The 23,639-nt window shown below is 57.1% G+C and carries 21 protein-coding genes; 13 read left to right on the top strand and 8 right to left on the bottom strand.

Annotation, left to right across the window (positions count from 1 at the left end):
* Entirely contained in the window at window positions 1–795 is a 795-nt protein-coding gene (locus tag ACQE3D_RS23980; protein ID WP_427551340.1) for an energy transducer TonB, read from the bottom strand.
* 236 nt (window positions 796–1,031) lie between these two features.
* On the opposite strand from ACQE3D_RS23980, the gene ACQE3D_RS23975 reads away from it, so the two are divergent.
* On the top strand, window positions 1,032–2,918 hold the full coding sequence (locus tag ACQE3D_RS23975; RefSeq protein WP_064028403.1) for a potassium transporter Kup: 1,887 nt from the start codon (window positions 1,032–1,034) through the stop codon (window positions 2,916–2,918).
* Window positions 2,919–2,983: 65 nt separating this feature from the next.
* Here the strand turns inward: ACQE3D_RS23975 and ACQE3D_RS23970 are convergent, their stop codons facing one another.
* Window positions 2,984–3,442 carry a hypothetical protein gene (locus ACQE3D_RS23970; protein ID WP_071160744.1) on the bottom strand — a complete coding sequence of 153 codons (459 nt, stop codon included), beginning with the start codon at window positions 3,440–3,442 and terminating at the stop codon, window positions 2,984–2,986.
* A 99-nt stretch (window positions 3,443–3,541) separates the two neighbouring features.
* Between ACQE3D_RS23970 and ACQE3D_RS23965 the strand changes: the two genes are divergently transcribed.
* The 10 genes from ACQE3D_RS23965 to ACQE3D_RS23920 all read left to right on the top strand — a co-directional run bounded on the left by ACQE3D_RS23965 (window position 3,542) and on the right by ACQE3D_RS23920 (window position 13,146).
* A complete protein-coding gene (locus ACQE3D_RS23965) occupies window positions 3,542–3,775 on the top strand; it encodes a hypothetical protein (RefSeq protein ID WP_139306385.1) in 234 nt (77 codons plus the stop codon).
* A gap of 20 nt (window positions 3,776–3,795) precedes the next feature.
* The gene (gene mmoX / locus ACQE3D_RS23960) at window positions 3,796–5,379 is read left to right on the top strand and encodes an aromatic/alkene monooxygenase hydroxylase subunit alpha (protein WP_064028395.1); all 1,584 of its coding nucleotides are present in this window, start codon (window positions 3,796–3,798) and stop codon (window positions 5,377–5,379) included.
* Window positions 5,380–5,414: 35 nt separating this feature from the next.
* Window positions 5,415–6,593 carry an aromatic/alkene monooxygenase hydroxylase subunit beta gene (gene mmoY, locus ACQE3D_RS23955; RefSeq protein WP_168028529.1) on the top strand — a complete coding sequence of 393 codons (1,179 nt, stop codon included), beginning with the start codon at window positions 5,415–5,417 and terminating at the stop codon, window positions 6,591–6,593.
* Between the two features lie 10 nt (window positions 6,594–6,603).
* A complete protein-coding gene (gene mmoB / locus ACQE3D_RS23950) occupies window positions 6,604–7,026 on the top strand; it encodes a methane monooxygenase regulator MmoB (RefSeq protein WP_064028391.1) in 423 nt (140 codons plus the stop codon).
* A 12-nt stretch (window positions 7,027–7,038) separates the two neighbouring features.
* Window positions 7,039–7,542, top strand: a complete 504-nt coding sequence (mmoZ, locus tag ACQE3D_RS23945; RefSeq protein ID WP_064028389.1) for an aromatic/alkene monooxygenase hydroxylase subunit gamma — start codon at window positions 7,039–7,041, stop codon at window positions 7,540–7,542.
* Window positions 7,543–7,712: 170 nt separating this feature from the next.
* Window positions 7,713–7,976, top strand: a complete 264-nt coding sequence (gene mmoD / locus ACQE3D_RS23940; protein ID WP_064028387.1) for a soluble methane monooxygenase-binding protein MmoD — start codon at window positions 7,713–7,715, stop codon at window positions 7,974–7,976.
* A gap of 1 nt (window position 7,977) precedes the next feature.
* Window positions 7,978–9,009, top strand: coding sequence for an aromatic/alkene monooxygenase hydroxylase FAD-binding subunit MmoC (gene mmoC / locus ACQE3D_RS23935; protein ID WP_231883651.1), 1,032 nt, complete (start codon window positions 7,978–7,980; stop codon window positions 9,007–9,009).
* Window positions 9,010–9,014: 5 nt separating this feature from the next.
* Complete coding sequence (locus ACQE3D_RS23930; protein ID WP_064028385.1) at window positions 9,015–9,302, top strand: hypothetical protein; 288 nt, start codon at window positions 9,015–9,017, stop codon at window positions 9,300–9,302.
* A 188-nt stretch (window positions 9,303–9,490) separates the two neighbouring features.
* Window positions 9,491–11,173, top strand: a complete 1,683-nt coding sequence (gene groEL / locus ACQE3D_RS23925; protein WP_313731012.1) for a chaperonin GroEL — start codon at window positions 9,491–9,493, stop codon at window positions 11,171–11,173.
* A gap of 224 nt (window positions 11,174–11,397) precedes the next feature.
* On the top strand, window positions 11,398–13,146 hold the full coding sequence (locus ACQE3D_RS23920; protein WP_064028381.1) for a sigma-54-dependent Fis family transcriptional regulator: 1,749 nt from the start codon (window positions 11,398–11,400) through the stop codon (window positions 13,144–13,146).
* An 11-nt stretch (window positions 13,147–13,157) separates the two neighbouring features.
* Here ACQE3D_RS23920 and ACQE3D_RS23915 read toward each other — a convergent pair whose 3' ends face one another.
* Complete coding sequence (locus tag ACQE3D_RS23915) at window positions 13,158–14,024, bottom strand: fumarylacetoacetate hydrolase family protein (RefSeq protein ID WP_313731014.1); 867 nt, start codon at window positions 14,022–14,024, stop codon at window positions 13,158–13,160.
* Window positions 14,025–14,174: 150 nt separating this feature from the next.
* Between ACQE3D_RS23915 and trpE the strand changes: the two genes are divergently transcribed.
* Together trpE and ACQE3D_RS23905 are read left to right on the top strand one after the other, a co-directional pair.
* Window positions 14,175–15,659, top strand: coding sequence for an anthranilate synthase component I (trpE, locus tag ACQE3D_RS23910; RefSeq protein WP_313731016.1), 1,485 nt, complete (start codon window positions 14,175–14,177; stop codon window positions 15,657–15,659).
* On the top strand, window positions 15,656–16,246 hold the full coding sequence (locus ACQE3D_RS23905; protein WP_071160739.1) for an anthranilate synthase component II: 591 nt from the start codon (window positions 15,656–15,658) through the stop codon (window positions 16,244–16,246). The genes trpE and ACQE3D_RS23905 overlap by 4 nt, the downstream gene beginning before the upstream one ends.
* 86 nt (window positions 16,247–16,332) lie before the next feature.
* Here ACQE3D_RS23905 and ACQE3D_RS23900 read toward each other — a convergent pair whose 3' ends face one another.
* The 5 genes from ACQE3D_RS23900 to ACQE3D_RS23880 are packed head-to-tail and all read right to left on the bottom strand — an operon-like array spanning window position 16,333 to window position 23,639.
* A complete protein-coding gene (locus tag ACQE3D_RS23900) occupies window positions 16,333–16,929 on the bottom strand; it encodes an outer membrane protein assembly factor BamC (RefSeq protein WP_064028373.1) in 597 nt (198 codons plus the stop codon).
* Window positions 16,930–16,934: 5 nt separating this feature from the next.
* Window positions 16,935–17,753 carry a carbon-nitrogen hydrolase family protein gene (locus tag ACQE3D_RS23895; RefSeq protein ID WP_064028371.1) on the bottom strand — a complete coding sequence of 273 codons (819 nt, stop codon included), beginning with the start codon at window positions 17,751–17,753 and terminating at the stop codon, window positions 16,935–16,937.
* Window positions 17,754–17,802: 49 nt separating this feature from the next.
* Window positions 17,803–21,597 carry a YhdP family protein gene (locus tag ACQE3D_RS23890; protein ID WP_313731072.1) on the bottom strand — a complete coding sequence of 1,265 codons (3,795 nt, stop codon included), beginning with the start codon at window positions 21,595–21,597 and terminating at the stop codon, window positions 17,803–17,805.
* A gap of 12 nt (window positions 21,598–21,609) precedes the next feature.
* Entirely contained in the window at window positions 21,610–23,067 is a 1,458-nt protein-coding gene (gene rng / locus ACQE3D_RS23885; RefSeq protein ID WP_064028367.1) for a ribonuclease G, read from the bottom strand.
* Window positions 23,064–23,639 carry a Maf family protein gene (locus ACQE3D_RS23880; RefSeq protein WP_313731018.1) on the bottom strand — a complete coding sequence of 192 codons (576 nt, stop codon included), beginning with the start codon at window positions 23,637–23,639 and terminating at the stop codon, window positions 23,064–23,066. The genes rng and ACQE3D_RS23880 overlap by 4 nt, the downstream gene beginning before the upstream one ends.

Below are 23,639 nucleotides of genomic sequence, written 5' to 3'. Positions count from 1 at the left end.
TTATTCACGCAATGTAAAGATGATGGGGACGATCACCGAGCTGGCTACCGGTGTTTCGCCGCGTTTGGCAGGGATGAATTTCCATTGTTTGACCGCTTCGACCGCCGAGTCGTCCAAAACCTCGTGACCGCTGCTGTGCTCCAGCGCCACGGCATCGGCCAAGCCTTCGGCGGACACTTGCACTTTCAGCAAGACCTTTCCTTGCCAGCCCCGACTTTTGGCGATCATCGGATATTCCGGCTTGGGATTATGAGCGTAGTTAGCCCGAAAATTGGCTTCGGTAAAGGGCTCGGCCTGAGTTGCGGTACTGGTGGTTTGCGTCACTGACGGCGACGGATTGGCCGGTGCGGTCACTGGCGTCGGCTGGGTTTCGGCCGCCGCTTCGCTGGGCGCGTACTCCGGTGCTTTTTGCACGATGGGTGGCGCCTTTTTGGGCAGCGGCTTGGGTTTGGGCTTGGGTTTGATTTCGGGCGGTTTTTTCTCGGGAGGCGCCGGGGCGGGCGGTGGCGGCGCCACGCTGGGTTTGGGCGCCGAGATCGCGATCATCGACACTTCCATCATCAGCGGTTGCGCTTGCGTCAAGGCTTCCACAGGCTGCAACAGTTGTCGCAAGCCCCAAACATGAACCAGCAGTACCAACACGCTCAGCAAACTCAGCATATTGGAAGGCTTTTCCTCGCCCAGCAATGTTCGCCAAATCGAAGTTCTCGCCTCCCGCGGAGATGGTCCCGTGCCGCCAAAGTTTGCTAGCGGGCTGATCTGCAAAGCCTCTTCGTGGGTTTTAAATAAATACATGAATGCAATGAGTGCTGGAAGGTATGCAGGTTCTAAATTCGATCTTACATTGTAAGTTATTTGCCGGTCCGGGATGAACTTCGCTTCATCTGCGAGTTAGTCATTCCCTGGAAAACAGCCTCATTAACATAAGACGATTCAGAAAATAAAATCCCCACCAAAGAATTGCGATTGCGGTCAATTCTGGGTTATGTGGCATAATTTCAACAGCTTTTCGCTTGCATCCAACACTCGCCATGCCTTCGAAACACCCATTCCCCCCCAAGGAAAAACTTTCTACTCTCGCGCTAAGCGCTATCGGCGTGGTGTTTGGCGATATCGGCACGAGTCCGCTTTACGCGATGAAAGAGGTGTTTCACGGCGGCTTGCCAACCGATACCGAACATGTGCTCGGGGTGTTGTCGCTGATCTTTTGGTCGCTGACACTGGTCGTCAGCACCAAATATGCCACGTTTATCATGCGGGCCGACAATCGCGGCGAAGGCGGCATCATGGCCTTGATGGCGCTGGCGCTGCGAGGCGCCAGAAACGATCCGCGCCGTAAGGGATTCATCGTCACGCTGGGTTTGCTTGGCGCCTCGTTGTTTTACGGCGATAGCATTATTACGCCGGCAATCTCGGTGTTGGGTGCGGTGGAGGGCTTAAAGGTCATCGCGCCCCGTTTACACGAATACGTCGTGCCGGCCGCGATCGCGGTATTGAGCTTGTTGTTCATTTTGCAAGTCAAGGGTACCGGCGTCGTCGGCCGCTTGTTCTCGCCGATCATGTGCGCTTGGTTCGCCACCCTGGCATTGCTGGGCATCGTCAATATTGGTAGCGCCCCCGAGGTCCTGATGGCGATCAATCCCTTTCATGCTCTGCATTTGTTGGTAGAGATCGGCTGGAAGGGCTTTTTGATCATGGGAGCCATCGTGTTGGTCATCACCGGCGCTGAGGCCTTGTATGCCGACATGGGGCATTTCGGTTTGAAGCCGATACGTTGCGCATGGTTCTTCGTGGTGTTTCCGGCGCTGATGCTGAATTATTTTGGTCAGGGCGCCTTGCTGATCAGCGATCCGTCGGCGATACGCAATCCGTTTTATCTGTTGGCGCCGAATTGGGCGCAATATCCGCTGCTGATTTTGTCGACGCTGACGACGGTGATCGCTTCGCAGGCCGTGATTTCCGGCGCGTTTTCGGTGACCCGGCAGGCGATACAACTCGGTTATTGCCCACGGATGACCGTGCGGCATACCTCCGGCTATGAAATGCGCCAGGTTTACGTGCCGGCCATCAACGGTTTGATGGCGGTTTGCGTGTTCGTGCTGGTGTTAAGTTTTAAATCGGCTTCGGCGTTGGCTTCCGCTTACGGCATCGCCGTGACAGGTACCATGATCGTCGATACAGTTCTGGCCTTCATCGTCATTCAGGGCTTGTGGCGTTGGAATCGCCCTACTAGCATCGCATTCCTGTCTATTTTCCTGTCGGTGGATTTGTTGTTCTTGGCGTCCAACAGCTTGAAGATTCCGACTGGCGGCTGGCTGCCGCTGGTGGTGGGCGCAATATTGTTCTTGGTGATGACGACTTGGATCAAGGGGCGCGAATTACTGGCCAAATATCTCGAAGATCGGCGGGTGTTGTTCGAAGAACTGGAAGAACGGTTGAAGACCCAGCCGCCGGTGACGGTGCCCGGCACCGCGATTTACATGGCCCGCAGCATGCACGGGGTTCCGCAAGTTTTGTTGCACAATTTGGAGCACAACCGGGTGTTACACGAGAAGATCATCGTGTTGACGATCGTGACCACCGAAGAGCCTTACGTCGACGAATCTCATCGCGTAAAAATCAGGGCGTTCGGCCATAACCGCAGTTTTTACCGAGTGAAGCTCTATTTCGGTTTTCAGGAGGAACAGGATGTGCGCCGCGCTTTGCAACTGTGTTGCCATGAAGGTTTGGACATCAACCAAAAGACCGTGTCGTTTTTCATTGGTAGCGAGCGCTTGTCGTTCCGCCGCAAGAGCCCGATGCCTAAATGGCGCCGTTCCTTATTCAGTTTCCTGACTCATAACTCGACCAGTGCGATCGAGTACTTCAAAATCCCCGTCGAGCGCGTGATCGAGTTAGGCATTCGCATAGAACTCTAAGCGACTAAATCCCGTTGGCCGAGGCCCGGCTAACGTCGGGTCGCTGCTTTCCCAAGCGATGATTTTCAATGGCGGCGTTCGCCGTGTTCGTGATGGCGATGATGTTCGCTGCCGGCGGCATTGGCGGTAGGCCCGCCGCTGAAATCGTGTCTTGTCTCGGTCTCGCTCCGATGGCCGCGTTCCCCCCAGCCCTCGCTTCCGTGCGACTCGTGGTGCCCCACCCCACCATGCCAGTTACTCTCGTGATGTTCGTGGTTTCCGGAATTCGATTCGCGTCGCTCATGGTGCTCATGGCGATCCCTATCGTGATGATCGCGGTAGTGGCCGGGTTGAATGTAATAGGTGCCGTAGTTGAATTGCGTGCCGGGAGAGTAATAACCGCTACCGTAACCCTGATAGGGCTGATACACGCCGTAACTGGAGCCATACCCGTAACCGGTGTAGCCACGTTGGTAATAACCCGTCGCACAACCCGACAGGGTGAACGCGGCAATCGCCAGTATCGTGACTTGCAAGGTTTTCATACGGTGCCTCTGGGCTGTTCGCTCGATTGATTTGAGTGGGTTCCAGAGTAGCCGCGTCCCCTTAATGGCCGCTTAATCGCCGCGAACCGGTCGCTTCGATTGAACGTCTTATTTCTAAGCAACGTCCAGAAAGTGGACGCTAATTCCGCTGTATTGGCGCTGGCTTCGGCGGCTTTCAAATTATTGATTCAGATCAAAAAAATTGCTTTTGTTCAAGTTGGTACGCTGCTTGCACTATTAGGCACCGAGGCCTGCGCCGCCCCGCAGATGAAAGCACTTCAAGACGACGAAAAGCACCCCGCCGATCGGCGCCGGCCTCGATCAAACCTATAACAGTACAATGAGGAATCAACATGGCTATAAGTGCAGCAACAAAAGCCGCAACCGATGCCTTGGCCGTCAATCGCGCGCCAACCAGCGTCAACGCCCAGGAAGTCCATCGGTGGTTGCAAAGTTTCACTTGGGACTTTGACAAAAATCGCACCAAGTATCCTACCAAGTACAAAATGGCGAATGAAACCAAGGAACAGTTCAAGCTGATCGCCAAGGAATACGCCAGAATGGAGTCGGTCAAGGACGAGCGCCAGTTCGGCAGTTTGCAAGACGTGCTGACTCGCTTGGATGCGGGCAATCGCGTACATCCGAAATGGGGCGAAACCATGAAAGTCGCTTCCAACTTCTTGGAAGTCGGCGAATACAACGCCATCGCCGCGACCGGCATGCTGTGGGATTCGGCTTCCGCGCCCGAGCAAAAAAACGGCTACTTGGCTCAGGTGTTGGATGAAATTCGCCACACCAACCAATGCGGTTACGTAAACTACTACTTCAGTAAGCATTTCCACGATCCCGCCGGCCATAACGATGCACGCCGGACTCGTACCATCGGCCCGCTGTGGAAAGGTATGAAGCGGGTGTTCTCCGACGGCTTTATCTCCGGTGACGCCGTCGAGTGCTCGGTTAACCTGCAATTGGTCGGCGAGGCTTGCTTCACCAATCCGTTGATCGTCGCGATCACTGAATGGGCGGCGGCCAACGGCGACGAAATTACCCCGACCGTGTTCCTGTCGATCGAAACCGACGAGTTGCGCCACATGGCCAACGGTTATCAAACCGTGGTGTCCATCGCCAACGACGCGGCGGCTTCCAAATATCTGAACACCGATTTGAACAACGCGTTCTGGACCCAACAAAAATACTTCACGCCGGTATTGGGTATGTTGTTTGAGTACGGCTCGAAATTCAAAGTCGAGCCTTGGGTCAAAACCTGGAACCGCTGGGTTTACGAAGACTGGGGTGGCATCTGGATCGGCCGTCTAGGCAAATATGGTGTCGAATCGCCACGCAGTTTGCGCGATGCGAAAAAAGACGCGTATTGGGCTCACCACGACCTGTTCCTGTTGGCCTATGCCTTGTGGCCCACCGGTTTCTTCCGCTTGACGCTGCCGACCGCCGAAGAAGCGGACTGGTTCGAAGCCAACTATCCAGGCTGGTACGACCAATACGGCAAAATCTACGACGAGTGGCGCGCGCGCGGTTGCGAAGATCCGAACAGCGGCTTTATTCCGTTGATGTGGTTCATCGAAAACAACCATCCGATCTACATCGACCGCGTTTCGCAAGTACCGTTCTGCCCTTCATTGTGCAAAGGCGCCAGCACGCTGAGAGTCCACGAGTACAACGGCAAAAAACATTCGTTTAGCGACGAATGGGGCGAGCGGATGTGGTTGAGCGAGCCGGAACGTTACGAATGCCAAAACATGTTCGAACAATATGCGGGACGCGAATTGTCCGAAGTAATCGCCGAACAGCACGGCGTGCGTAGCGACGGTAAAACCTTGATCGCCCAACCGCACACCAACAAAAACGGCAAGTTGTGGACCTTGGACGACATCAAAAAGCTGAACTGCGTGTTTAAAGACCCGTTGGACGCTCTGTAAACGTCGTTCTTACCACTATCTTAGGAGACAGCTCAATGTCTGTACAAGTACAACAAGGAAAACGCGGATTGACCGATCCGGACATGGTCAAAGAAATTCTGGAAGCCATTCCCGATCAGCCGCTGGATACACAACGTAAGATGAACTACTTCGTTAAGCCGCGCGGTCGCCGGCTGACCGAATACGAAGTATTGACCTGCTATGCGCAACCCACCCCGGACTGGATTCCCGGGGGGTTGGACTGGGGCGATTGGACTCAAAAATTCCACGGCGGCCGTCCGTCCTGGGGTAACGAGACTACTGAACTGCATTCCACCGACTGGCACAAACACCGCGATCCCGCTAAACGTTGGCACGCACCGTACGTGAAAGACAAAGCGGAGGAATGGCGTTACACCGATCGTTTCCTGCTGGCGTATTCATCCGAAGGTCAAGTGCGCTCGATCGACCCCATTTGGCGCGACGAAGTATTGAACGACTATCTCGGCGCGTTTTGCTTCAACGAGTACGGTTTGTTCAACGCGCATTCCTCGGCGTCCCGCGACTGCCTGGGCGATACCTTGCGGATGAGTATCGCGATGATCGGCTTCGATAAAGTCGATAACGCGCAAATGATACAATTGGAAAGAACCTTTTTGGCGAAATTGGTGCCTGGATTTCCTGAATCCACCGACGAACCGAAACGCGAATGGACGCAAGGGGCCATCTACAAAGGTGCGCGCGAAACGGTTCAGGACATCTGGCAAGCCACGTACGACTGGAACGAAATCCTGTGGTCTTGCCACATGGTTTACGACCCCTTGTTCGGCCAGTTCGTGCGTCGGGAGTTTTTCCAACGCCTGTCCTCCTACTACGGTGATACCTTGACGCCGTTTTTTATCAACCAAATGCAGTTGTATTTCTCGCAAACCAAGGGCATCACCTCCGACATGTTCTTCGAATGTCTAGGTGACGACGCTGAGTTCGGCGACTACAACCGCCGGATGATGCGGGCTTGGACCGACAAATGGTTGCCAAGAACAGTGCAAGCATTGCAGGATTTCATGGGCATTTTTACAAAAATCCCGACCATTCCCGGTGTGACCAGCAAGGATGCCGTTGAGGCTGCGTTAGAGCGGGTCTTCGACGACTGGAAACTCGATTATGCCGACAAAGTCAGCTACAAATTCGACAAAGCGGCCATTATCAAAACCATTCTGCAAGGCTTGAAATAAGGAGAGCAACATGTCAGTCAGTTCTAACGCGTACGGCGCCGGCATTATGGCCAAAACCGGCAAAGCTTTTGCCGACGAGTATTTCGCCGAAGAAAACCAAGTGGTGCATGAAAGCAACGAAGTGGTTCTGGTGCTGAAAAAATCCGACGAGATTAACATCGTCGTCGACGAAATCTTGCTGGGCGATCGCAAGGCCGACAATCCGACTTTAGTGGTCGAAGACCGCGCCGGCTACTGGTGGTTGAAAGCCACCGGCAAAATCGAAGTCGATTGCGAGGAAGTCTCGGAGTTGTTGGGTCGTCACTTCAGCGTCTATGACTTCCTGGTGGACGTTTCGTCCACGATCGGCCGTGCCTTTACCCTGGGCGAGAAATTCACCATCACTTCGGAGTTGATGGGCCTGGATCGTCAATTGGAAGACCTGAAATCATAGGAGTTTTTACCCATGGCAAATTACAACATTCATGACAACCCGGTTCGCGATGAATGGATCAAAAAAATCGGTTCGCTCAATACGCTGGCCAAAGGCGTGGAAATGCTTAACGAGTTTCGTCTCAAGTACACCACGCCGCTTCGTGCAAGCTATGATCTTGAACTCGATTGGGGTTGGATCGAGTGCAAGCTCGAGGAAAAAGTAGCCTTGTTGAAACACAAGGAGCTTAACGATCAGCAAATCCAAAACCAATGCGCCAACGGCGCCGATGCCCAGAAGGAAGCGGATGCGGTGCTTGCCAAAATGGCGGCCTGCACCGATAAATTCGCGGCGGAAAAAATCCATATTGGTTTCCGCCAAGCCTTCAAGCCGCCGATGATGCCGGTCAACGTATTCATGGATACCGACCGCATTCTCGGCACCAAGCTGATGGAGTTGCGTAACACCGACTATTACGAAATGTCTCTCGAAGATCTACGCAAAGTGCGTGGCGTCAGAGTCGTGACATTGCAATAGTCGGGCATCGAATTGTCGGCGAACGGGCCTTTATTCGTATGCGGGAGGCCCGTTCTCCGGCATGTTAGGGTTCCGCCATGGATGGCGGGCTCTTCTTTCCCCCGGTTTTTTCGGTTGGGGCGCCGGATCGCGTCTCGGCTTATTCTCAATCTAACTCGATAGACAGTACGATGGATTTACTAGCCAATATCAAATCGGCGACGCCACCGCCGTTTCCGGACGCCTCCGCGCCGGTGACCAAGTTATACGATGTTGCCCCCTATACCGCATTCGGCGAAGACTTGGACTTCATGTGGCGCTGGACCATCTACCGCGACCGCAAGCTGGTGCAAGAAGGGTGCTCGTTGACGCTGGACGCCTCTCGCCGGGCAGTTGAGCACGTGATGGCGTTTTTCAATGTCTCTGCGGCGCGCGTCGGCCAGGGAGACGCTTAACATGATGCATAATGTCAAAATCATCACCGAGGACGGTGAATCGGTCGCCTTCGATTGCGGAGACGACGAAGATATCATCAGCGCCGGATTGCGCCAGGATATCTATCTGATGGCCTCATGTCGCGAGGGCGGTTGCGCGACCTGCAAGGGATTTTGTACCGAAGGCGATTACGAAATCGGTAAGGTCAGTGTCCAGGCCCTGCCGCCCGACGAGGCCGAAGAGGGTTTCGTATTGTTGTGCCGTTGTTTCCCGACGACTAATCTGGAAATCGAAGTGCCGTATACCTATGACCGGATTTCGTTTTCGCCGGAGGGTTTGGAATTCGACGCCGAAATTGTTGAATTGGCGCAGGTGTCCAGTAACGTTGTGAAATTGCGTTTGCAAAAGCTCGGTGACGATCAGCAAATTCGGCTGGATTCGGGACAGTACTACAACTTGGTCATTCCGGGTACGGAAATCAGTCGGTCTTATTCGCCGGCCAATACCGCCAACAATCGCGGCGAGTTGGAGTTTTTAATTCGTATCGTCGACAACGGTAAGTTTTCTTCCTATTTGCAACAGGATGCCTATGTCGGCCAGACCATTCACGTAGTTGGGCCCTTGGGCGTGTTCGGATTGAAGGAAAACGGTTTTACGCCACGTTATTTCGTGGCCGGCGGTACCGGACTGGCACCGATCCTATCAATGGTACGCCGCATGCACGAATGGGAAGAACCTCAGCCCTGCGTGATCTATTTCGGCGTCAACACCGAGCAGGAAGTGTTCTACGGAGATCAGCTCCAGCAACTGGAACAAGCCATGCCGACCTTGTCGGTGCGTATTTGCGTTTGGAAGGCCAGCGACGGCTGGCATGGCGAGAAAGGCAGCGTCGTGGATATTTTACGCCGTGACTTGCAGGGTACCGGCGTCAAACCGGATTTGTATTTGTGCGGTCCGCCGGGCATGGTCGATGCCACTTACGCGGTCTGCGCCGAAGTCGGCATCCCGCGCGACAAAATCTACCTGGAAAAATTTTTGCCTAGCGCCGCTTGAATCCGATGAAAAGCGAAGATCAAGCGTTTATCAACGAAATGGTCATGGAATTGGAAGACAGCATTCGGGCGCTTGCCGCCGAAGAAATCCGTTTGGTTGCCAAGCTCGGCGACGAGCGCGTTGCCGAGTTGCTGGAGTACTGGGAAAGGCGCATGCCGCCCGAGGACGAAGAGGCCTTTCGACTGGCGCTGGACCATAACGACAAAAAACTGACTTGGGTTTGGCTGAGGCTGAAGCGGGCCAGATTGTCGCGAGCGCGGGCCGGTCAGGCGTTGATGAAAAACCGAACTTGATTGCCGCACTAGTTCCCAACCTTCCCCAAAGGCAAAAGGATACCTTTCTGAAAAGCTGTTCCGGACGAATGGCTTTTAGGGGGCGGTTTGGGTTTTAAGAACTTGGGTTAGCGCCCTCGCCGGTTCTCCCTTCGGGAGCAAGCCGATTTTGGCGGGGAGCGTTGGTCCGTCACCAGCATACGAGACTTATGAGTAAACAAATTATTTACAACCCCGAGGCCCGCTTACGGATCATGCAAGGCATGGACACCGTGGCTAGGGCCGCGGCGGCAACGCTAGGCAGTTCCGGGCCGGCGGTACTGATTCAGCACCGTACCGATGGCATGCCGCCCATCTTTACTCGCGACGGGGTGACCGTCGCCAACTCGATCATTCTCGAAGACCGGGTTGCCGATCTGGGTGGGCGAATGCTGCGCGACGTCGCGGGATCCGTGTCGCGGCAAGTCGGCGACGGCACCACCACGGCGATCGTATTGGCTCGAGCGATCGCCGCGGAATGTTTGAAAAGCGTCGCGGCCGGCTTCCATCCACTGCAACTGCAAAAAGGCCTGGATCTGGCGCTGACGCTGGTTGAAATTGAATTGCGGCGCCGGGCATTGACAGACGTCACGCCGGAATGGATCGCCCGAATAGCGGCAGTCGCCAGCAAGGATGAGCCCGGCGTCGGCACATTGCTCAACCGAGCTTTCGCCGAATTGGGTCAAGATGGCCCCTTGACTTTTCAACTGGGTAACGGGCGGGACGACGAACTGGATATTGTCGAGGGTATTCGCTACGACCAGGGCTATTTGTCGCCCTATTTCGTGACCGACCGCAATCGGGCCACGGCGGAACTTGAGCGTCCTTACATCCTGCTCTGCGATCGGGAAATCGTCGACTTGATGGATTTGGTGCCCATCTTGGAACAAGTCGCCGACCAGCATCGTTCGTTATTAGTGATCGCCGACGATGTCCGCGACAGCGCGTTGACCGGCATGCTGCTGAACCACATTCGGGGCGTGTTCAAAACTGTCGCGGTCAAGCCGCCCGGTTTTGGCGATCGCCGGCTGGAAAGATTGAACGACTTAGCCTTGTTGACAGGCGCCACGCCGGTCCTACAAAGCCACGGGACTCGGTTGGAAGATCTGACGTTGGCGCAACTGGGCCAGGCGGAGCGCGCAATCGTCGGCGCGGAAACAACTACCATACTGGCCGGCGCCGGTGATTCCGAAGCCGTCGCGCGGGTTGTGTCCGGCTTGCGTCAAGCGCTCGCGGACGTGCGCGCCCGCAAACCGGGCGACGGCTCCCCGACCGGCAATCAGCACGAAGCGGACGAGTTGGAAGAACGCATCGCGATGCTGTCCGGTAAAACCGGGGTGTTCAGCGTCGGAGGTGTCACCGACATCGAAATCAAGGAACGCATGGTCCGCATCGAAAACGCCTACAAGTCGGTGCAAGCGGCGCTGGAGGAAGGCGTCATGCCCGGCGGTGGTGCCGGGCTTGTCGCCGTCGCGGCGGTCTTGGACGAGGTCATCGCCGAGAATGCCGAACAACAGCGCGGCGTGGCGATTTTGAGTCAGGCCTTATTCGCGCCGTTGCGACAAATACTCAGCAACGCCGGTCTGAATGGGGAAATCGTCGCGGCGGACTTACGCCGACACGCCGGCGAGAGTTACGCCTACGATACGCAGCGGCAACGCTTGGGTCCCTTCTTGGACATCGGCATCATCGATCCGGTGAAGGTAGTCCGTTTGGGATTACGTAATGCAGTGAGCATCGTTGGCACGTTAATGGCCAGCGAATCAGTGGTGATGGATGTGCCCGATCCCACCATTATGGCCGGCTATTCGCCGGAATGGGCCGCGGCGACTCGCGAGGACCCGCGCGCGTGATGCAACCTACCTCTTAAACCTCCTCTCTCGACTAGAGGATTCTCCGCTCCGGGAATCTTGCAACTCCGAGAACAGGCAATGTGACGTTATGTCGCATTGCCTCTTTTTTTTATTTTGTTATGGTGCGCGTTCTACTCAAAACGAACGAAAAACAGTCTAAGCCGCTGTTTTTTATTTAGTTTCGCGCCAAAACCAAAATCGGCGCCCGGACATCGAGACAAGAAATGGATATTGCGTTACGGTTACCCGAAACCGCCAAAATTGTTCAGGAAACCTTTCTGTACAAGCGTACGCTGGAATTCGAAGTCGACCGCCCGGTTCAAGCCTGGCGATGGATGAATCAAACCCGCTCCGTCCCCGATCAGAGCGACTGGGTTCGGCCGGAAGTGGCCGAAGCTTGGCGGCGTTGCTTGGAGGACTATCAATTGCCGCTAGGGAATTTCGCCAATTGGCAGCGTTCGGGCCAGGGCGTTGTCGGCGGCGATGCGCAGTCCCGCCAGATCGCCGAGTCGCTGGCGGACTTGGGTCACCAATTTCACGTGTTTTTGAAAGAAGCCGGCGTGATGCTGGTGCTGACCGCCGCAGACGGCGCGTTGTTACAAGCTCTAGGTGAAAATCCCTTCCCCAGCCCGTTCATGCGCAACCTGTACGAACAAAACAGCCGTTGGAGCGAAGCGGTGCTGGGCAACAATGGTATCGGTAGCGCGGCCTTGCTGAAACGGCCGGTCGCCTTTCAAGGCATGGAGCATTTCTTGAGTTTGTTACATCCTTTCAGCACGGTCGGTTACCCGTTGCTGGACGACAGCGGCGAATTGCTGGCGGTGATCGGCCTGATTGCCGATCGCCAGGAGAGTATGAATTCCTTGTTCGCCTTTCTGCATCTGCTATGCGTGGTGTTGAATACCAATCTACCGTTAACGCGAAGTCCGGCGGCGCAGGCCAGGGTCTTGGAAAAAATCCCGTTCAAATTAGCGAAAAGGCCGCCGCAAACCGAGGAACCGGCCATGTCGGAGCAATTGGCGGCCTTGGTTGATAAGGCGGTCAAGTTGCAGCAATACAAGATTCCCATCCTGATCACCGGCGAATCCGGCGTCGGTAAGGATCACTTCGTCAATCTCCTCAAGCATGCCGGGCCACGCCGGGAGCAACCCTTGATCGCGATCAATTGCGCCTCGATACCGCACGATTTGATCGAAAGCGAGTTATTTGGCTATGAAGCCGGCAGCTTCACCGGCGCCCGCAGCGGCGGCAAACCGGGCAAATTTTTGTTGGCCGACGGCGGCATTTTGTTTTTGGATGAAATCGGCGATATGAGCCTGGATTTGCAATCCACGTTGCTCCGGGTATTGGAAACCTCCGAATTCACGCCGGTCGGCGGCGCCAAGCCGATTCGGGTCGATGTGCAGATCGTCGCGGCTACCAATGTGCCTTTGCTGGATGCGGTCGAGGCCGGTCGCTTTCGGCGCGATTTGTATTACCGTCTCAACGGTGCGCAAATTCACCTGCCGCCACTGCGCGAGCGGCAGGACAAACAGGCCATCATCCATCACATTCTGCAGCGCGAACTCGCGAAAATGCCCAACGCGCAAGCGATCGGCATATGTCCCAGCGTCATTGCCTTGATCGAGCAGCATCCGTGGCCAGGCAATATTCGGCAATTGATCAACGTGATACGCGCCACGCTGTATACCGCCGGCGGCAATTTCATCACGCGCGAGGATCTGCCGGTGGATTTTGTCGCGGAACTGGCGAAAACCGCGCGGGAGTCCGAACCGGAGTTGGAGGCCTCGCCCAGGGCGTCGCAGCCGGGACGGGCGATGACGCTGGAGGATTGGGAGCTTTACGGCATCAAAACCACGTTGCGGGCCTGCGCCGGCAACATTTCGCAGGCGGCCAAGGCGCTAGGTATCACCCGCACCACGCTGTACAAGAAAATCGACCGTTTCGGCCTAAGCCGGATGGCCAGCGAGTAGCGCGGCGGTCTTTACGCGCCCTGATTTCCGGGCGGTTCGGTAATCACCGGATTGCTTAGCGCACCAAGTCCCTCGATTTCGATGCGCACGGTCTGTCCAGGTTTCAAATAGCCGCGCGGCTTCATCTTTACGCCAACGCCGGCCGGGGTGCCGGTGGTAATCACGTCCCCCGGCTCCAGTGTCATCGCCTGGGTCAGATAGGCGACCATTTCGTAGCAATTGAAGATCATCTCACCGGTGTTGGCGTTCTGCCGCAATTCGCCGCCCACCCAGGTCTTCAACGTGAGATTGTGCGGATCGGCAATTTCGTCGGCGGTGACCAGCCACGGGCCGAGCGGACCGTGGCTGTCGAAGGATTTGCCCAGCGTCCAGGTCGGCGTACGTGCCTGCCAGTCCCGAACCGTGACATCGTTGCAGATGGTATATCCGGCGATGACGTCGCGGGCGTTCTCCACGCCGACATATTTGCAGCGTTTGCCGATTACGAAGGCCAATTCGCCTTCGTAATCGACCTTGTCCGATATTGGCGGGATATGGATCGCGGCGTCGGGGCCAATGACACAAGTGCTTTGTTTGGTGAAAAAAGTCGGGTATTCGGGCTTTTCCCAGCCGGTTTCGTTGATATGGTCGGCATAGTTCAGGCCGATGCCGAGCAATTTGCCGGGTCTGGGGATCGGCGCCAGCAAGGTCACGTCGGCCAGCGCCAATCTCGGCGCGCCGCCGTCGATCAGCGCTTGCAAGGCCCGTCTGGCTTCGACGCCCGCCGCCAAAAAACCGATCATATCGTTCGGCAAGCTGTCGTCGGCGGCGACGATCGCATCGCCGACCAGCGCGCCGATCTTGCAAGCGCCGTTACTTAGAAAAGTTACCAGTTTCATATAATCGCTCGATCCGAAAATCGGTCATTTTAGCCGATCGGCCGGGTTTTGGCGGCGGCGCTCGGCGGGCGTTCGCCCGCTAGTCGCGTTGTGGGGTACAATCGCACGTTGATTCGCAACGGTCGCTACGACCCATTCTGAGCAACACTGATGACACCCGCCCAATTTGCCGAATATGCCCAACAGGGCTACAACCGCATTCCGGTTTGCCGCGAAGTTTTAGCCGACCTGGATACGCCGCTCAGCGCTTATTTGAAGCTGGCCGACGGCGCTTATTCCTATTTGCTCGAATCGGTACACGGCGGGGAGCAGTGGGGACGCTATTCGATTATCGGCTTGCCGTGTAACACGCGCATCAAAATCCACGGTTTGACGATCACGGTCGAACGCGACGGAGCGGCCGCCGAGACCTTCGAACACGCGCGGCCACTGGCCTGGATTGAAGAGTTTCGCGGGCAATACCAGGTGCCGGACGTGCCCGGTCTGCCGCGCTTTAACGGCGGTTTGGTCGGCTATTTCGGCTACGAGACCATCGCTTACATCGAACCGCGCCTAACACCCGGCGACAAACCCGATCCCATCGGCGCGCCGGATATCTTGTTGATGGTCTCGCAGGACTTATTGGTGTTCGACAATCTGTCCGGCAAAATGCTGTTGCTGACTCACGCCGACCCGGCCCAGGACAATGCCTATCACAACGCCAAGGCCCGGCTGGATAGCTTGGTTGCGAAGCTGCGCGAGCCGCACGCCCACCCGCAATCGAGCGCGACGACCAAGCATGTGCGGGAAACCGACTTCGTGTCCGGCTTTACCCAGCAAGGTTTCGAAGCCGCGGTCATGAAAGCCAAGCAATACATTACCGACGGCGATTGCATGCAGGTGGTGTTGTCGCAACGGATGTCGATTCCGTTCGAGGCCTCGCCGCTGGATTTGTACCGGGCCTTGCGTTGTTTGAATCCATCGCCGTACATGTTTTTCATGAATCTCGGCGATTTGCACGTGGTCGGCTCGTCGCCGGAAATTTTGGTCCGCCTGGAAGACAACGAAGTCACGGTCAGGCCGATCGCCGGCACCCGCCGCCGAGGCGAAACCCACGAGCAGGATCTGGAGCTGGAAAAAGAACTGCTCGCCGACCCGAAAGAAATTGCCGAGCATTTGATGCTGATCGATCTGGGTCGTAACGACACCGGTCGGGTCGCGAAAATCGGTAGCGTCAAACTCACCGACAAGATGATCGTCGAGCGTTATTCGCACGTGATGCACATCGTTTCCAACGTCACCGGCGAATTGCAGGAAGGCAAAAACGCCTTCGACGTGCTGGCGGCCACCTTCCCGGCCGGCACCGTCAGCGGCGCGCCCAAGATTCGGGCCATGGAAATCATCGCCGAACTGGAGCCAGTTAAGCGCGGCATTTATTCCGGCGCGGTCGGTTACATCTCCTGGTCCGGCAATCTGGATACCGCCATCGCCATCCGCACGGCGGTGATTAAAGATCAAACCCTGCACATTCAAGCCGGCGCCGGCATCGTTTACGATTCCGTGCCGCGCAGCGAATGGGATGAAACAATGAACAAGGGCCGCGCGGTGTTCCGCGCCGTCAGCATGGCCGAAGCCGGCCTCGGAGGCAAAGCATGAGCGGCGTCAGATTGGTGATGGTCGACAACTACGATTCGTTCACCTACAACCTGGTGCAATATTTCGGCGAACTGGGTGCCGAGGTGGCGGTGGTGCGTAACGACGAAGTGACGGTGGAAGACATCGAAGGGCTGCGCCCGGACAAAATCGTGATTTCCCCCGGCCCCTGCACCCCCAAAGAGGCCGGCATCTCGGTCGAAACCATCCACCGCTACGCCGGCAAGTATCCGATTCTTGGCGTCTGCCTGGGCCATCAAAGCATAGGCTACGCCTTCGGCGGCAACATCATCCATGCTAAGCAAATCATGCATGGCAAGGTGTCGCCGGTGTATCACAAAGATTTGGGTGTGTTCAAAGGCTTGAGCAATCCGTTTACCGCCACCCGCTATCACTCGCTGGTCATCGAACAGGCGACCATTCCCGATTGCCTGGAAGTCACCGCCTGGACCCAGGACGAAGCCGGTAACATCGACGAAATCATGGGTGTGCGCCACAAAACCCTGGACATCGAAGGCGTGCAGTTTCACCCCGAGTCGATTTTGACCGAGCACGGGCACGACATGTTGCGGAATTTTTTGGAGCGCTGAGTCGGTTTGACCGGAGTTCGTAGCGAGACGTATCCATCGCCATCGCGTTCAATACGGCCGAACAGTGCCGAACGGGCTCCCAGCGCTTACTCCTCCGGTTTTGCCTTCTCGTCGCGGTTGATGATCTTCTTATCGATGGTGTCGTGCAGCAGGCGGATCAGTGCGGCCGAGCCGTCTTCGTTGGCGGCGAAGTCGTCCGGTTTGCCCAGAGCGGCATTGACTTTGACGCCGGAAATCGCGTCGGTCAATGAAATGGTGTATTCCGCTTCCGGGAAGTCGTTATCCAAAAATAGCCGGTTCAACAGGCTTTTGGTTTTGCCGCCGGTATCCGGGTCGTAGCGGACTTGGATTTTGTTGTCGTTGCGGTTTTTGTCGACGATGTCGATATCGCTCAGCGTCAGCGCGGTTTCCACCATTTCCCAGGCCCGATCCAGCCGGGTCATCAACGTTAGCTGCGGTTTTTGACCGTCGTCCTTGAAGTCAACCAAGCCCGCCAGCATGGATTTTCCCCCGCTTTTCGAGCCGGTCAGATCGTCGGCGGCGATGGCTGGTTGCGGATGGGGATTCTCGATCGGCAGTACCGGCGGCAATTCCAGGTGCTTGATGTCGCGATATTTTTCCGGGGCGTCGGCGCAACCGGCCAATAGCAGACAAGGCAGGGTGTAACGCAACGTTTTCAACATGGGGCTTACTCGCAAAAAAAGCGGCGATGTTCCAGGACCGGAAACGACGCTCGGGTTTTTTCCAGACGGCCACGGTCCACGTCGCCGCTGACGAAGCCGGGGCCGGTTTTATAGCAATCCAGCACGACGCCCCAGGGATCGACGAACATGCTGTGGCCGTAAGTTTGTCGGCCGTTCATATGAAAGCCGCCCTGGTTGGGGGCTAAGACGTAGCATAGGTTTTCGATCGCGCGCGCCCGCAGCAGAACCTCCCAATGCGCCGCGCCGGTTTTGGCGGTGAAAGCGGCCGGCAACACCAGAATGTCCATGCCCTTGCGCGCCATCGGCCGAAAAAACTCCGGGAAGCGTAGGTCGTAGCAGACCGCGATGCCGATCTTGCCGAACGGTGAATCGATCAGGCAAGGGGTTTCGCCGGCCTCGATGGAATCCGATTCGCGGTAGACCTCGGCCGAATCCGGCACGTTGACGTCGAACAAGTGTACCTTGTCGTAGCGGGCTACTCGCTCGCCCTTCTCGTCGAACACCAGGCAGGTGGCGCGCACCTTGTTGGCGGCTTCGCCGAATACCGGTATCGTGCCGCCGATCAGCCAGATCCCGTATTTTTTGGCGGTGGCGGCGAGGAAGTCCTGAATGGGGCCGCTGCCGTCTTGTTCGCCGACCTTGATCTTGTCGGTCTCGTGCATGCCCATGATCGCGAAATTTTCCGGCAGCGCGACCAGTTTAGCGCCGGCCTTGGCGGCCTCGGCGATCAGTTTGTCGGCTTCGAGCAGATTGGCGCTGACTTGCGGCCCGGAGGCCATTTGAATGGCGGCACAGATAGTCATGTTGTCCTTGTTGTTCTAATTGTTTGGCGAGGAGATTGGCGGTATCGCGTTATTTTGTCAGATCGTTCAGCCACTCGAAGCCGGTCAGACTGCGCCAGGCCTTTTTCACCAGACCGTCTTGATCGTGCAGCGGTGTGACTTCAACATTGCCCCAAGGGCCGGCGAGTTTGTATTGGGAGCCGAAGAAATAACCTTCTTTATAATCGTCGGTAACCACTTGCGTAATCATCGCGGCAATCCCGCCCACGATTGTACCAGCTATGGGCAAGGCGTCGGAACTCTTGGGTATTACCGCGACGCGATGGTCCACGGTCTTTTTGGCGAGATCGGCGGTGCCGGCCAAACTAAGCTTCGCGGCCACGCCGTCGATGACTAGATCGTCGGTGTAGGCTTGGGCGTTGCTGAAACGGAAATGGCCGGTAATCCGGTCGAAGGCAAAGCCCTGGCGGTAAACGTCGCTGAAATCCAGGCTCAAGCGTTTGGCCCATTGTTCCATCGCAATCAGGCCCAGCAGTCGGCCGAAGCCAGGCTCGATGCTGGAAATCCGGCCGTCGCTGAGGTCGATTTGGACGGTGCCGTCGAAGCCGGCCAGCGAAAACTGATGCGGCGCGCCGCTCCAGCCGCCGTTGATACTGATGTCGGCATGGGTTTCCTTGATTTCATCGGTGTAACCCAGTTCGGTCAGAAATTGGCCGAAACCGTCGGTGGTCAAGCGGCCGCTCAATTGGGTGACGCTGGCGCCGGCCAATTTGGTCCAGTCCGCGCGGAATTCCATGGTCCGGCCGCCCTTGTTGAGCTGGATCTGCTTGAAGTGCATGCCTTGCGGACGGCGTTCGCTACGCAATTTCAATTTGCCCAGATCGACGCCGCGCCAGAGCAATTGCTGGCTGTCGATTTCGATCAGCGGCAATTCGGTGACGACATCTTCGGCGGCGTCGAAATCCAGTTGATCGGCCGCCGACAGATTCAAATAATCCATGTTCAACACAAAACGTTCGCCGCCGCCGCGCAGGTTGGGAATATTCAGCTGACCGCGGGCGAATTTGCTGTCGATACTGCCTTGCCAACCTTGATCGCGACGGGTCAAACTGCAATGAAAGGGTCCGATGTCGCGGCCCTGCCAGATCAATTGTTCGGTGGTCAGACCAATCTCCCGCAACGGCGGCAGGCGCTGCTGTTGCTCGCTGTCGCCGAAGGCGGCCAGGGCTTCGGACAATTTAAAGGTCGGTCGGTCGATGTCCAGCTTCAGACCGGCGGCCGGATAGGGCTCGGCTTGGCTGCCACCATAGACGACATGGCCGGCATATAGCCGATTCTGCTTGGTGTCTATCGTTAGCGCCAAGCTCAGATCCTGACCGTAGCGGATGTCCAGCGGCAGGCGGTCGCCGCTGTCCAAACGAAAATTCAGCGCGATCGGCAGACTCTGTTCGGCCGATTTGGCCAGCCAGTCGGGACCGTTGACGGCGACGCCTTGTAAGTCGCTGGTGATCGTCAAGACCGACGGGCGTTCGGCGGCGTAGGGTATCAGCAAATCGGCCCTGTAACGGAATGTCCCGGCGGCGCTTTGGTTTTTCAGGAAGGCGAATTGCTTTTGCAATTCGGCGGTACCAGTGGTCCCGTCTAAGACCAGTCGGGTACTGCTTTGGTCGTGACTCAAAGTACCGCGAATCGGGTGGCCTAGCGCGCGGGCGTCCAGGCGTTCGCCGCTAGCGCCGTCTTCGCTGAAATGCAGAACGCCGTTGATGTCGGAGATCGCCAGCGCCACCGAATTCAACGTTAATTTCGCCTCGGTCAAATGGGCGGCGACCTCGGAGACGGTCGGTTGGTTCTCGTAATACGGGATCTTCAGATCCAGGTCGACGCGGACCTCGCCTTCGGCGCTAAAGGCCTTGACCAGCGGATCGACCTTGCCGTGCAACGGCGTCTTTTGCAGATAACTCAGGCCGGCCGCCAGCTTGCCGCCGACCCGGCCCCACACGTAAACCGCCTCGCTATTGGCCAAATCGGGTATCGCCACGACCGCTTGGCTTATGTCGACCTGTTCGCTGTGCCCGCCGTCGATGGCCACCTGCAAGTCGGCGCCGAGAAACTGCACGTCGGCGTGTACGTCTTGCAGATGCGGCCAATCCTCGTTGATCTGAATTTCGCCGCCGTCGATCGCGAAGACTGTTTCGAAACGGCCGTTACCTTGTTCGAACGGAAAATCCGCCAGACGGCCGGACAAGACCATTTCGCCGCGTTCGATCCGGCCGGCGACGAAGGCGTCGTCCAGCCAGGCCACCGCGTCCTGGCTCATGACTTTGGCCGGGAGATACAGCGGTACTTTGCCGATGTCGTTAAAGTCGCTGAAGCGGGTACGCATCGCCAGCGTCGGGCTATCGCCGTTTTTAGGCACGAGTAGGTCGAATGCGCTGGCGGTGCGCATATCGGCGTCGATCATCAGATCGGCGCCGTGGATTTGCCAGGCGTCGGCGGTTTGTCGCCAGCTCAGACTGCCGTCGAGGTTATGCAAAGTCAACGGATTGCGGAACAGCGCCGGTGCGTTCAACAAGACTTCGTGGCCGTTCAGTCGCAGGTGGCCGCCGGCATCGGCGATCGAGAACGTGCCGTTCACGGATTGGAGTTGCGGAAATACGTCGGCTGCTTCACTGCCCAGCTCGGTAAAGTCGCCGTGCAAGGCATAGCGGTCGAAGTTGGCGTCGGCGTAAAAGCCGACTTGCCGCAGAATCCCGTGCGGATTGATCTTCAGCCATTGGGCCTGCCTATCGTCGGCCGGGGTCCAGGCGGCGGCCAAGTGCATCAGCGCTTGCAAGTCGATCCTTTCTATTAAACCGGACAACGCGCCGTCGGCATTGCGGCCGACGCAGAATTCGGCGTTCGGCCAACGTTGGTGCTTGGCGACGAGATTGACGTCGTAGCCGCACCAGCGTTGGCTGCCGGCCTCGTCGCGCCAAACGAAGTTACCTTCCAGCGTGTCGAGTTGCAACGCCGCGCCTTGCGGACGGCTGAGCTGGATTTGTTGCGCCTGCGCATAGCCGGCGATCCGGTAAGGTAGCGCGTGGCGCCATTCGCTCCAGATTCGGAAATCGCCGGAACCGGAGTTCAGCCTCGGGCCTTCGGGAAATGCGTCGTTCAGCCAAGCCGGGCCTTGCAGATTGTCGGCTTCGAGGTAAAGGCTGCCGTCTATTGTGTCCGGCTGGAACGGATTGCCTGTCAGCCGCGCGGAAACCCGCAGTCGGTCGCCGTGGCTTTCCGGCAGTTTCGCCAGCAGATGGACTTCGTGATTGGCGCCGTCGGCGGTGTTTTTAATCAGCAAATCGAAGTCGTCGACGGCAACTTTCGGGCTGCCGCGTTTCAGGTCTTGCCAAGTCAGCTGGCTTTGCAGTATCTCGTACTTTCCGCCTTGCAACAGCCACAGCGGTTGTTCGTCGCTGCTCGGCAAGCCCTTGACAGCCAGGCTGCCGTCGCTGTTGCGAATAATGTCCAGCTTGGCGCCGACCAAGCTGACCCAGCCCGAGGCCATCGGGTCCTGGCTGAACAGCCAGGCCAGCAGATCGATGCCGATCCGGATTTCCCTGAGGCGGATGGCCGGCCGGGCCGCCGAGTCGGCCGAATCGACGGCAATGTCGATCAGTTTCAACTCCGGGCTGAAACCGCGCATGTTCGCATCCAGCCGGCCGATATGCACGGCGATGCCGGCCGCCTCCCGGATGCGCCGTTCCAGCTCCGGTTTATAGTCGGCGATGTCGGTCAGCCAAATCCGGAAGGCGCTGAGCACCAGCGCCGCCGTTATCAGCGACCAGAATAGCAGATGCCGACTCGCGCGGCTGACGTGTCGAATCACCAAGGCGACGGCCTATAACAGCACCACGTCGTAGTGTTCCTGATTGTATTCGGCTTCGGCGCGAATCTTGATCGCCACCTTCAGAAACATTTCCAGTTCGGCCAGCATGTCCGCCTCTTCGTCGAGCAACATTTCGACGACCTGCTCGGAGGCCAACACTAGAATTTGCTGAACCGAATATTGGCGCACCACTCGGATAATCTCGCGAAAGATTTCCAGACAAATCGATTCGGCGGTTTTCAGCACGCCGCGTCCGCCGCAAGTGGAGCAAGGCTCGCAGAGGATGTGTTCCAGGCTTTCGCGGGTGCGCTTGCGGGTCATTTCCACCAGACCCAGTGCCGAGACCTCGGTGATTTTGGTCTTGGCGTGGTCTTTGTCGAGGTTGCGCTGTAGGGCCTGGAGCACTTGTTTTTTGTGCTCGTCGCTCTGCATGTCGATGAAATCGATGATGATGATGCCGCCCAGATTGCGCAAGCGCAGTTGTCGGGAAATGGTCTGCGCCGCCTCCAGATTGGTCTTGAAGATGGTTTCTTCCAGATTGCGTCCGCCGACGTAGCCGCCGGTATTCACGTCCACCGTCGTCATCGATTCGGTTTGGTCGAATACCAGATGTCCGCCGGATTTGAGTTTGACCTTGCGATCCAATGCTTTGCTGATCTCGTCCTCGACATTGTAAATGTCGAACACCGGCCGCTCGCCGGAATAGTGCTCGATGACCGTGACCACTTCCGGCACGAAGGTTTCGGCGAATTCGACCATGCGCAGATAGGTTTCCTTGGAATCGACGCGGATTTTCTCGATGCCTTCCTTGTACAAATCGCGCAGGGTGCGAACGCTGAGCGGCAAGTCCTCGTGGATCAGGGTCTTGACCTTAGCTTTTTGACTTTTTTCCAGGATGGATTCCCAGAGCTTGTGCAAAAAAGTCATGTCCGAATACAGAATGGCTTCCTCGACGCATTCTGCGGCGGTGCGGGCGATAAAGCCGCCCGGCACGCTGTGTTTTTGCTGATAGGACTCGATACAGGCGCGCAGACGGCCACGTTCGGCTTCACATTCGATGCGTTGCGACACGCCGGAGTTGCCCGCGTAGGGCATGTAAACCTGGTAGCGCGACGGTATCGAAATATCGGTGGTCAGCCGGGCGCCCTTGTTGCCGATCGGGTCCTTGGTGACCTGGACCACCAGTTTCTGACCTTCCTTCAGATAGTGTTCGATGTTTTCCGAGGCCTTCTCGGCCAATTCCTGGCTGCTGAAATCCGACAAATGCAAAAATGCCGCCCGTTCCAGGCCGATGTCGACGAAGGCGGCCTGCATGCCCGGTAGTACCCGACAAACTTCGCCCTTGTAGATATTGCCGACCAGGCCTTTCTGGCGCAGCCGCTCGATGATCAATTCCTGCAAGACGCCGTTTTCGATGACCGCGACCCGGGTTTCCGGCGGCGTCACATTAATTAAAATTTCTTCGCTCATGGGAGGATGGTAATGCCTTGTTGGGCCAGTAATTGGGCGGTTTCGAACAGTGGCAAACCCATCACGCCGGAGAAACTGCCGGCCATCGATTCGATAAACGTGACGGCCAAGCCCTGTATGGCATAGGCGCCGGCTTTATCGCATGGTTCCCCGGTTTGCCAATAGGCGACGATTTCCTGGTGGCTGAGCGGTCGAAAACGCACCTCGCTGACGCTGATGGCTTGCCAATGCCGATCGCCGCGTAGCGACACCGCGCTGAAAACCTGATGGGTACGGCCGGACAGCCGGCTCAGCATCTCGATCGCGTGTTGCAAGTCTGCGGGCTTGCCGAGGATGCGGCCGTCCAGGATCACGCTGGTATCGGCCGCCAGAATCGGCAGGCCGGAACGGTCTACAAGCCGGCAGGCTTCGGATTTTTCGGCGGCGACCCTGGCGACATAAGCATCCGGTGCTTCGTGGGGCAGCGGTGCTTCGTCGATGTCGACCGAGACGACGCGGTGGCGCACGCCGATTTGCTTCAGCAATTCGCTACGGCGCGGCGAGGCGGAGGCGAGAATGATTTGTGGGCTCAT

Origin of the sequence: Methylomonas sp. MS20 (genome assembly GCF_050275925.1) — a bacterium.
GTDB lineage: Bacteria > Pseudomonadota > Gammaproteobacteria > Methylococcales > Methylomonadaceae > Methylomonas > Methylomonas koyamae_A.
The sequence above is the reverse complement of the archived record's forward strand: the minus strand, read 5'-3'. Positions and strand labels throughout refer to the sequence as shown.

Excerpts from the sequence above, each read along its gene's own strand:
- ACQE3D_RS23915 (WP_313731014.1), bottom strand. The coding sequence starts at position 14,024 with ATGAAACTGGTAACTTTTCTAAGTAACGGCGCTTGCAAGATCGGCGCG.
- ACQE3D_RS23920 (WP_064028381.1), top strand. The coding sequence starts at position 11,398 with ATGGATATTGCGTTACGGTTACCCGAAACCGCCAAAATTGTTCAGGAA.
- groEL (WP_313731012.1), top strand. The coding sequence starts at position 9,491 with ATGAGTAAACAAATTATTTACAACCCCGAGGCCCGCTTACGGATCATG.
- mmoB (WP_064028391.1), top strand. The coding sequence starts at position 6,604 with ATGTCAGTCAGTTCTAACGCGTACGGCGCCGGCATTATGGCCAAAACC.
- ACQE3D_RS23975 (WP_064028403.1), top strand. The coding sequence starts at position 1,032 with ATGCCTTCGAAACACCCATTCCCCCCCAAGGAAAAACTTTCTACTCTC.
- rng (WP_064028367.1), bottom strand. The coding sequence starts at position 23,067 with ATGAGCGAAGAAATTTTAATTAATGTGACGCCGCCGGAAACCCGGGTC.
- ACQE3D_RS23980 (WP_427551340.1), bottom strand. The coding sequence starts at position 795 with ATGTATTTATTTAAAACCCACGAAGAGGCTTTGCAGATCAGCCCGCTA.
- mmoX (WP_064028395.1), top strand. The coding sequence starts at position 3,796 with ATGGCTATAAGTGCAGCAACAAAAGCCGCAACCGATGCCTTGGCCGTC.
- ACQE3D_RS23900 (WP_064028373.1), bottom strand. The coding sequence starts at position 16,929 with ATGTTGAAAACGTTGCGTTACACCCTGCCTTGTCTGCTATTGGCCGGT.
- mmoZ (WP_064028389.1), top strand. The coding sequence starts at position 7,039 with ATGGCAAATTACAACATTCATGACAACCCGGTTCGCGATGAATGGATC.
- ACQE3D_RS23895 (WP_064028371.1), bottom strand. The coding sequence starts at position 17,753 with ATGACTATCTGTGCCGCCATTCAAATGGCCTCCGGGCCGCAAGTCAGC.
- mmoC (WP_231883651.1), top strand. The coding sequence starts at position 7,978 with ATGATGCATAATGTCAAAATCATCACCGAGGACGGTGAATCGGTCGCC.
- mmoY (WP_168028529.1), top strand. The coding sequence starts at position 5,415 with ATGTCTGTACAAGTACAACAAGGAAAACGCGGATTGACCGATCCGGAC.
- trpE (WP_313731016.1), top strand. The coding sequence starts at position 14,175 with ATGACACCCGCCCAATTTGCCGAATATGCCCAACAGGGCTACAACCGC.
- ACQE3D_RS23930 (WP_064028385.1), top strand. The coding sequence starts at position 9,015 with ATGAAAAGCGAAGATCAAGCGTTTATCAACGAAATGGTCATGGAATTG.
- mmoD (WP_064028387.1), top strand. The coding sequence starts at position 7,713 with ATGGATTTACTAGCCAATATCAAATCGGCGACGCCACCGCCGTTTCCG.
- ACQE3D_RS23880 (WP_313731018.1), bottom strand. The coding sequence starts at position 23,639 with ATGAGCCCACAAATCATTCTCGCCTCCGCCTCGCCGCGCCGTAGCGAA.
- ACQE3D_RS23970 (WP_071160744.1), bottom strand. The coding sequence starts at position 3,442 with ATGAAAACCTTGCAAGTCACGATACTGGCGATTGCCGCGTTCACCCTG.
- ACQE3D_RS23905 (WP_071160739.1), top strand. The coding sequence starts at position 15,656 with ATGAGCGGCGTCAGATTGGTGATGGTCGACAACTACGATTCGTTCACC.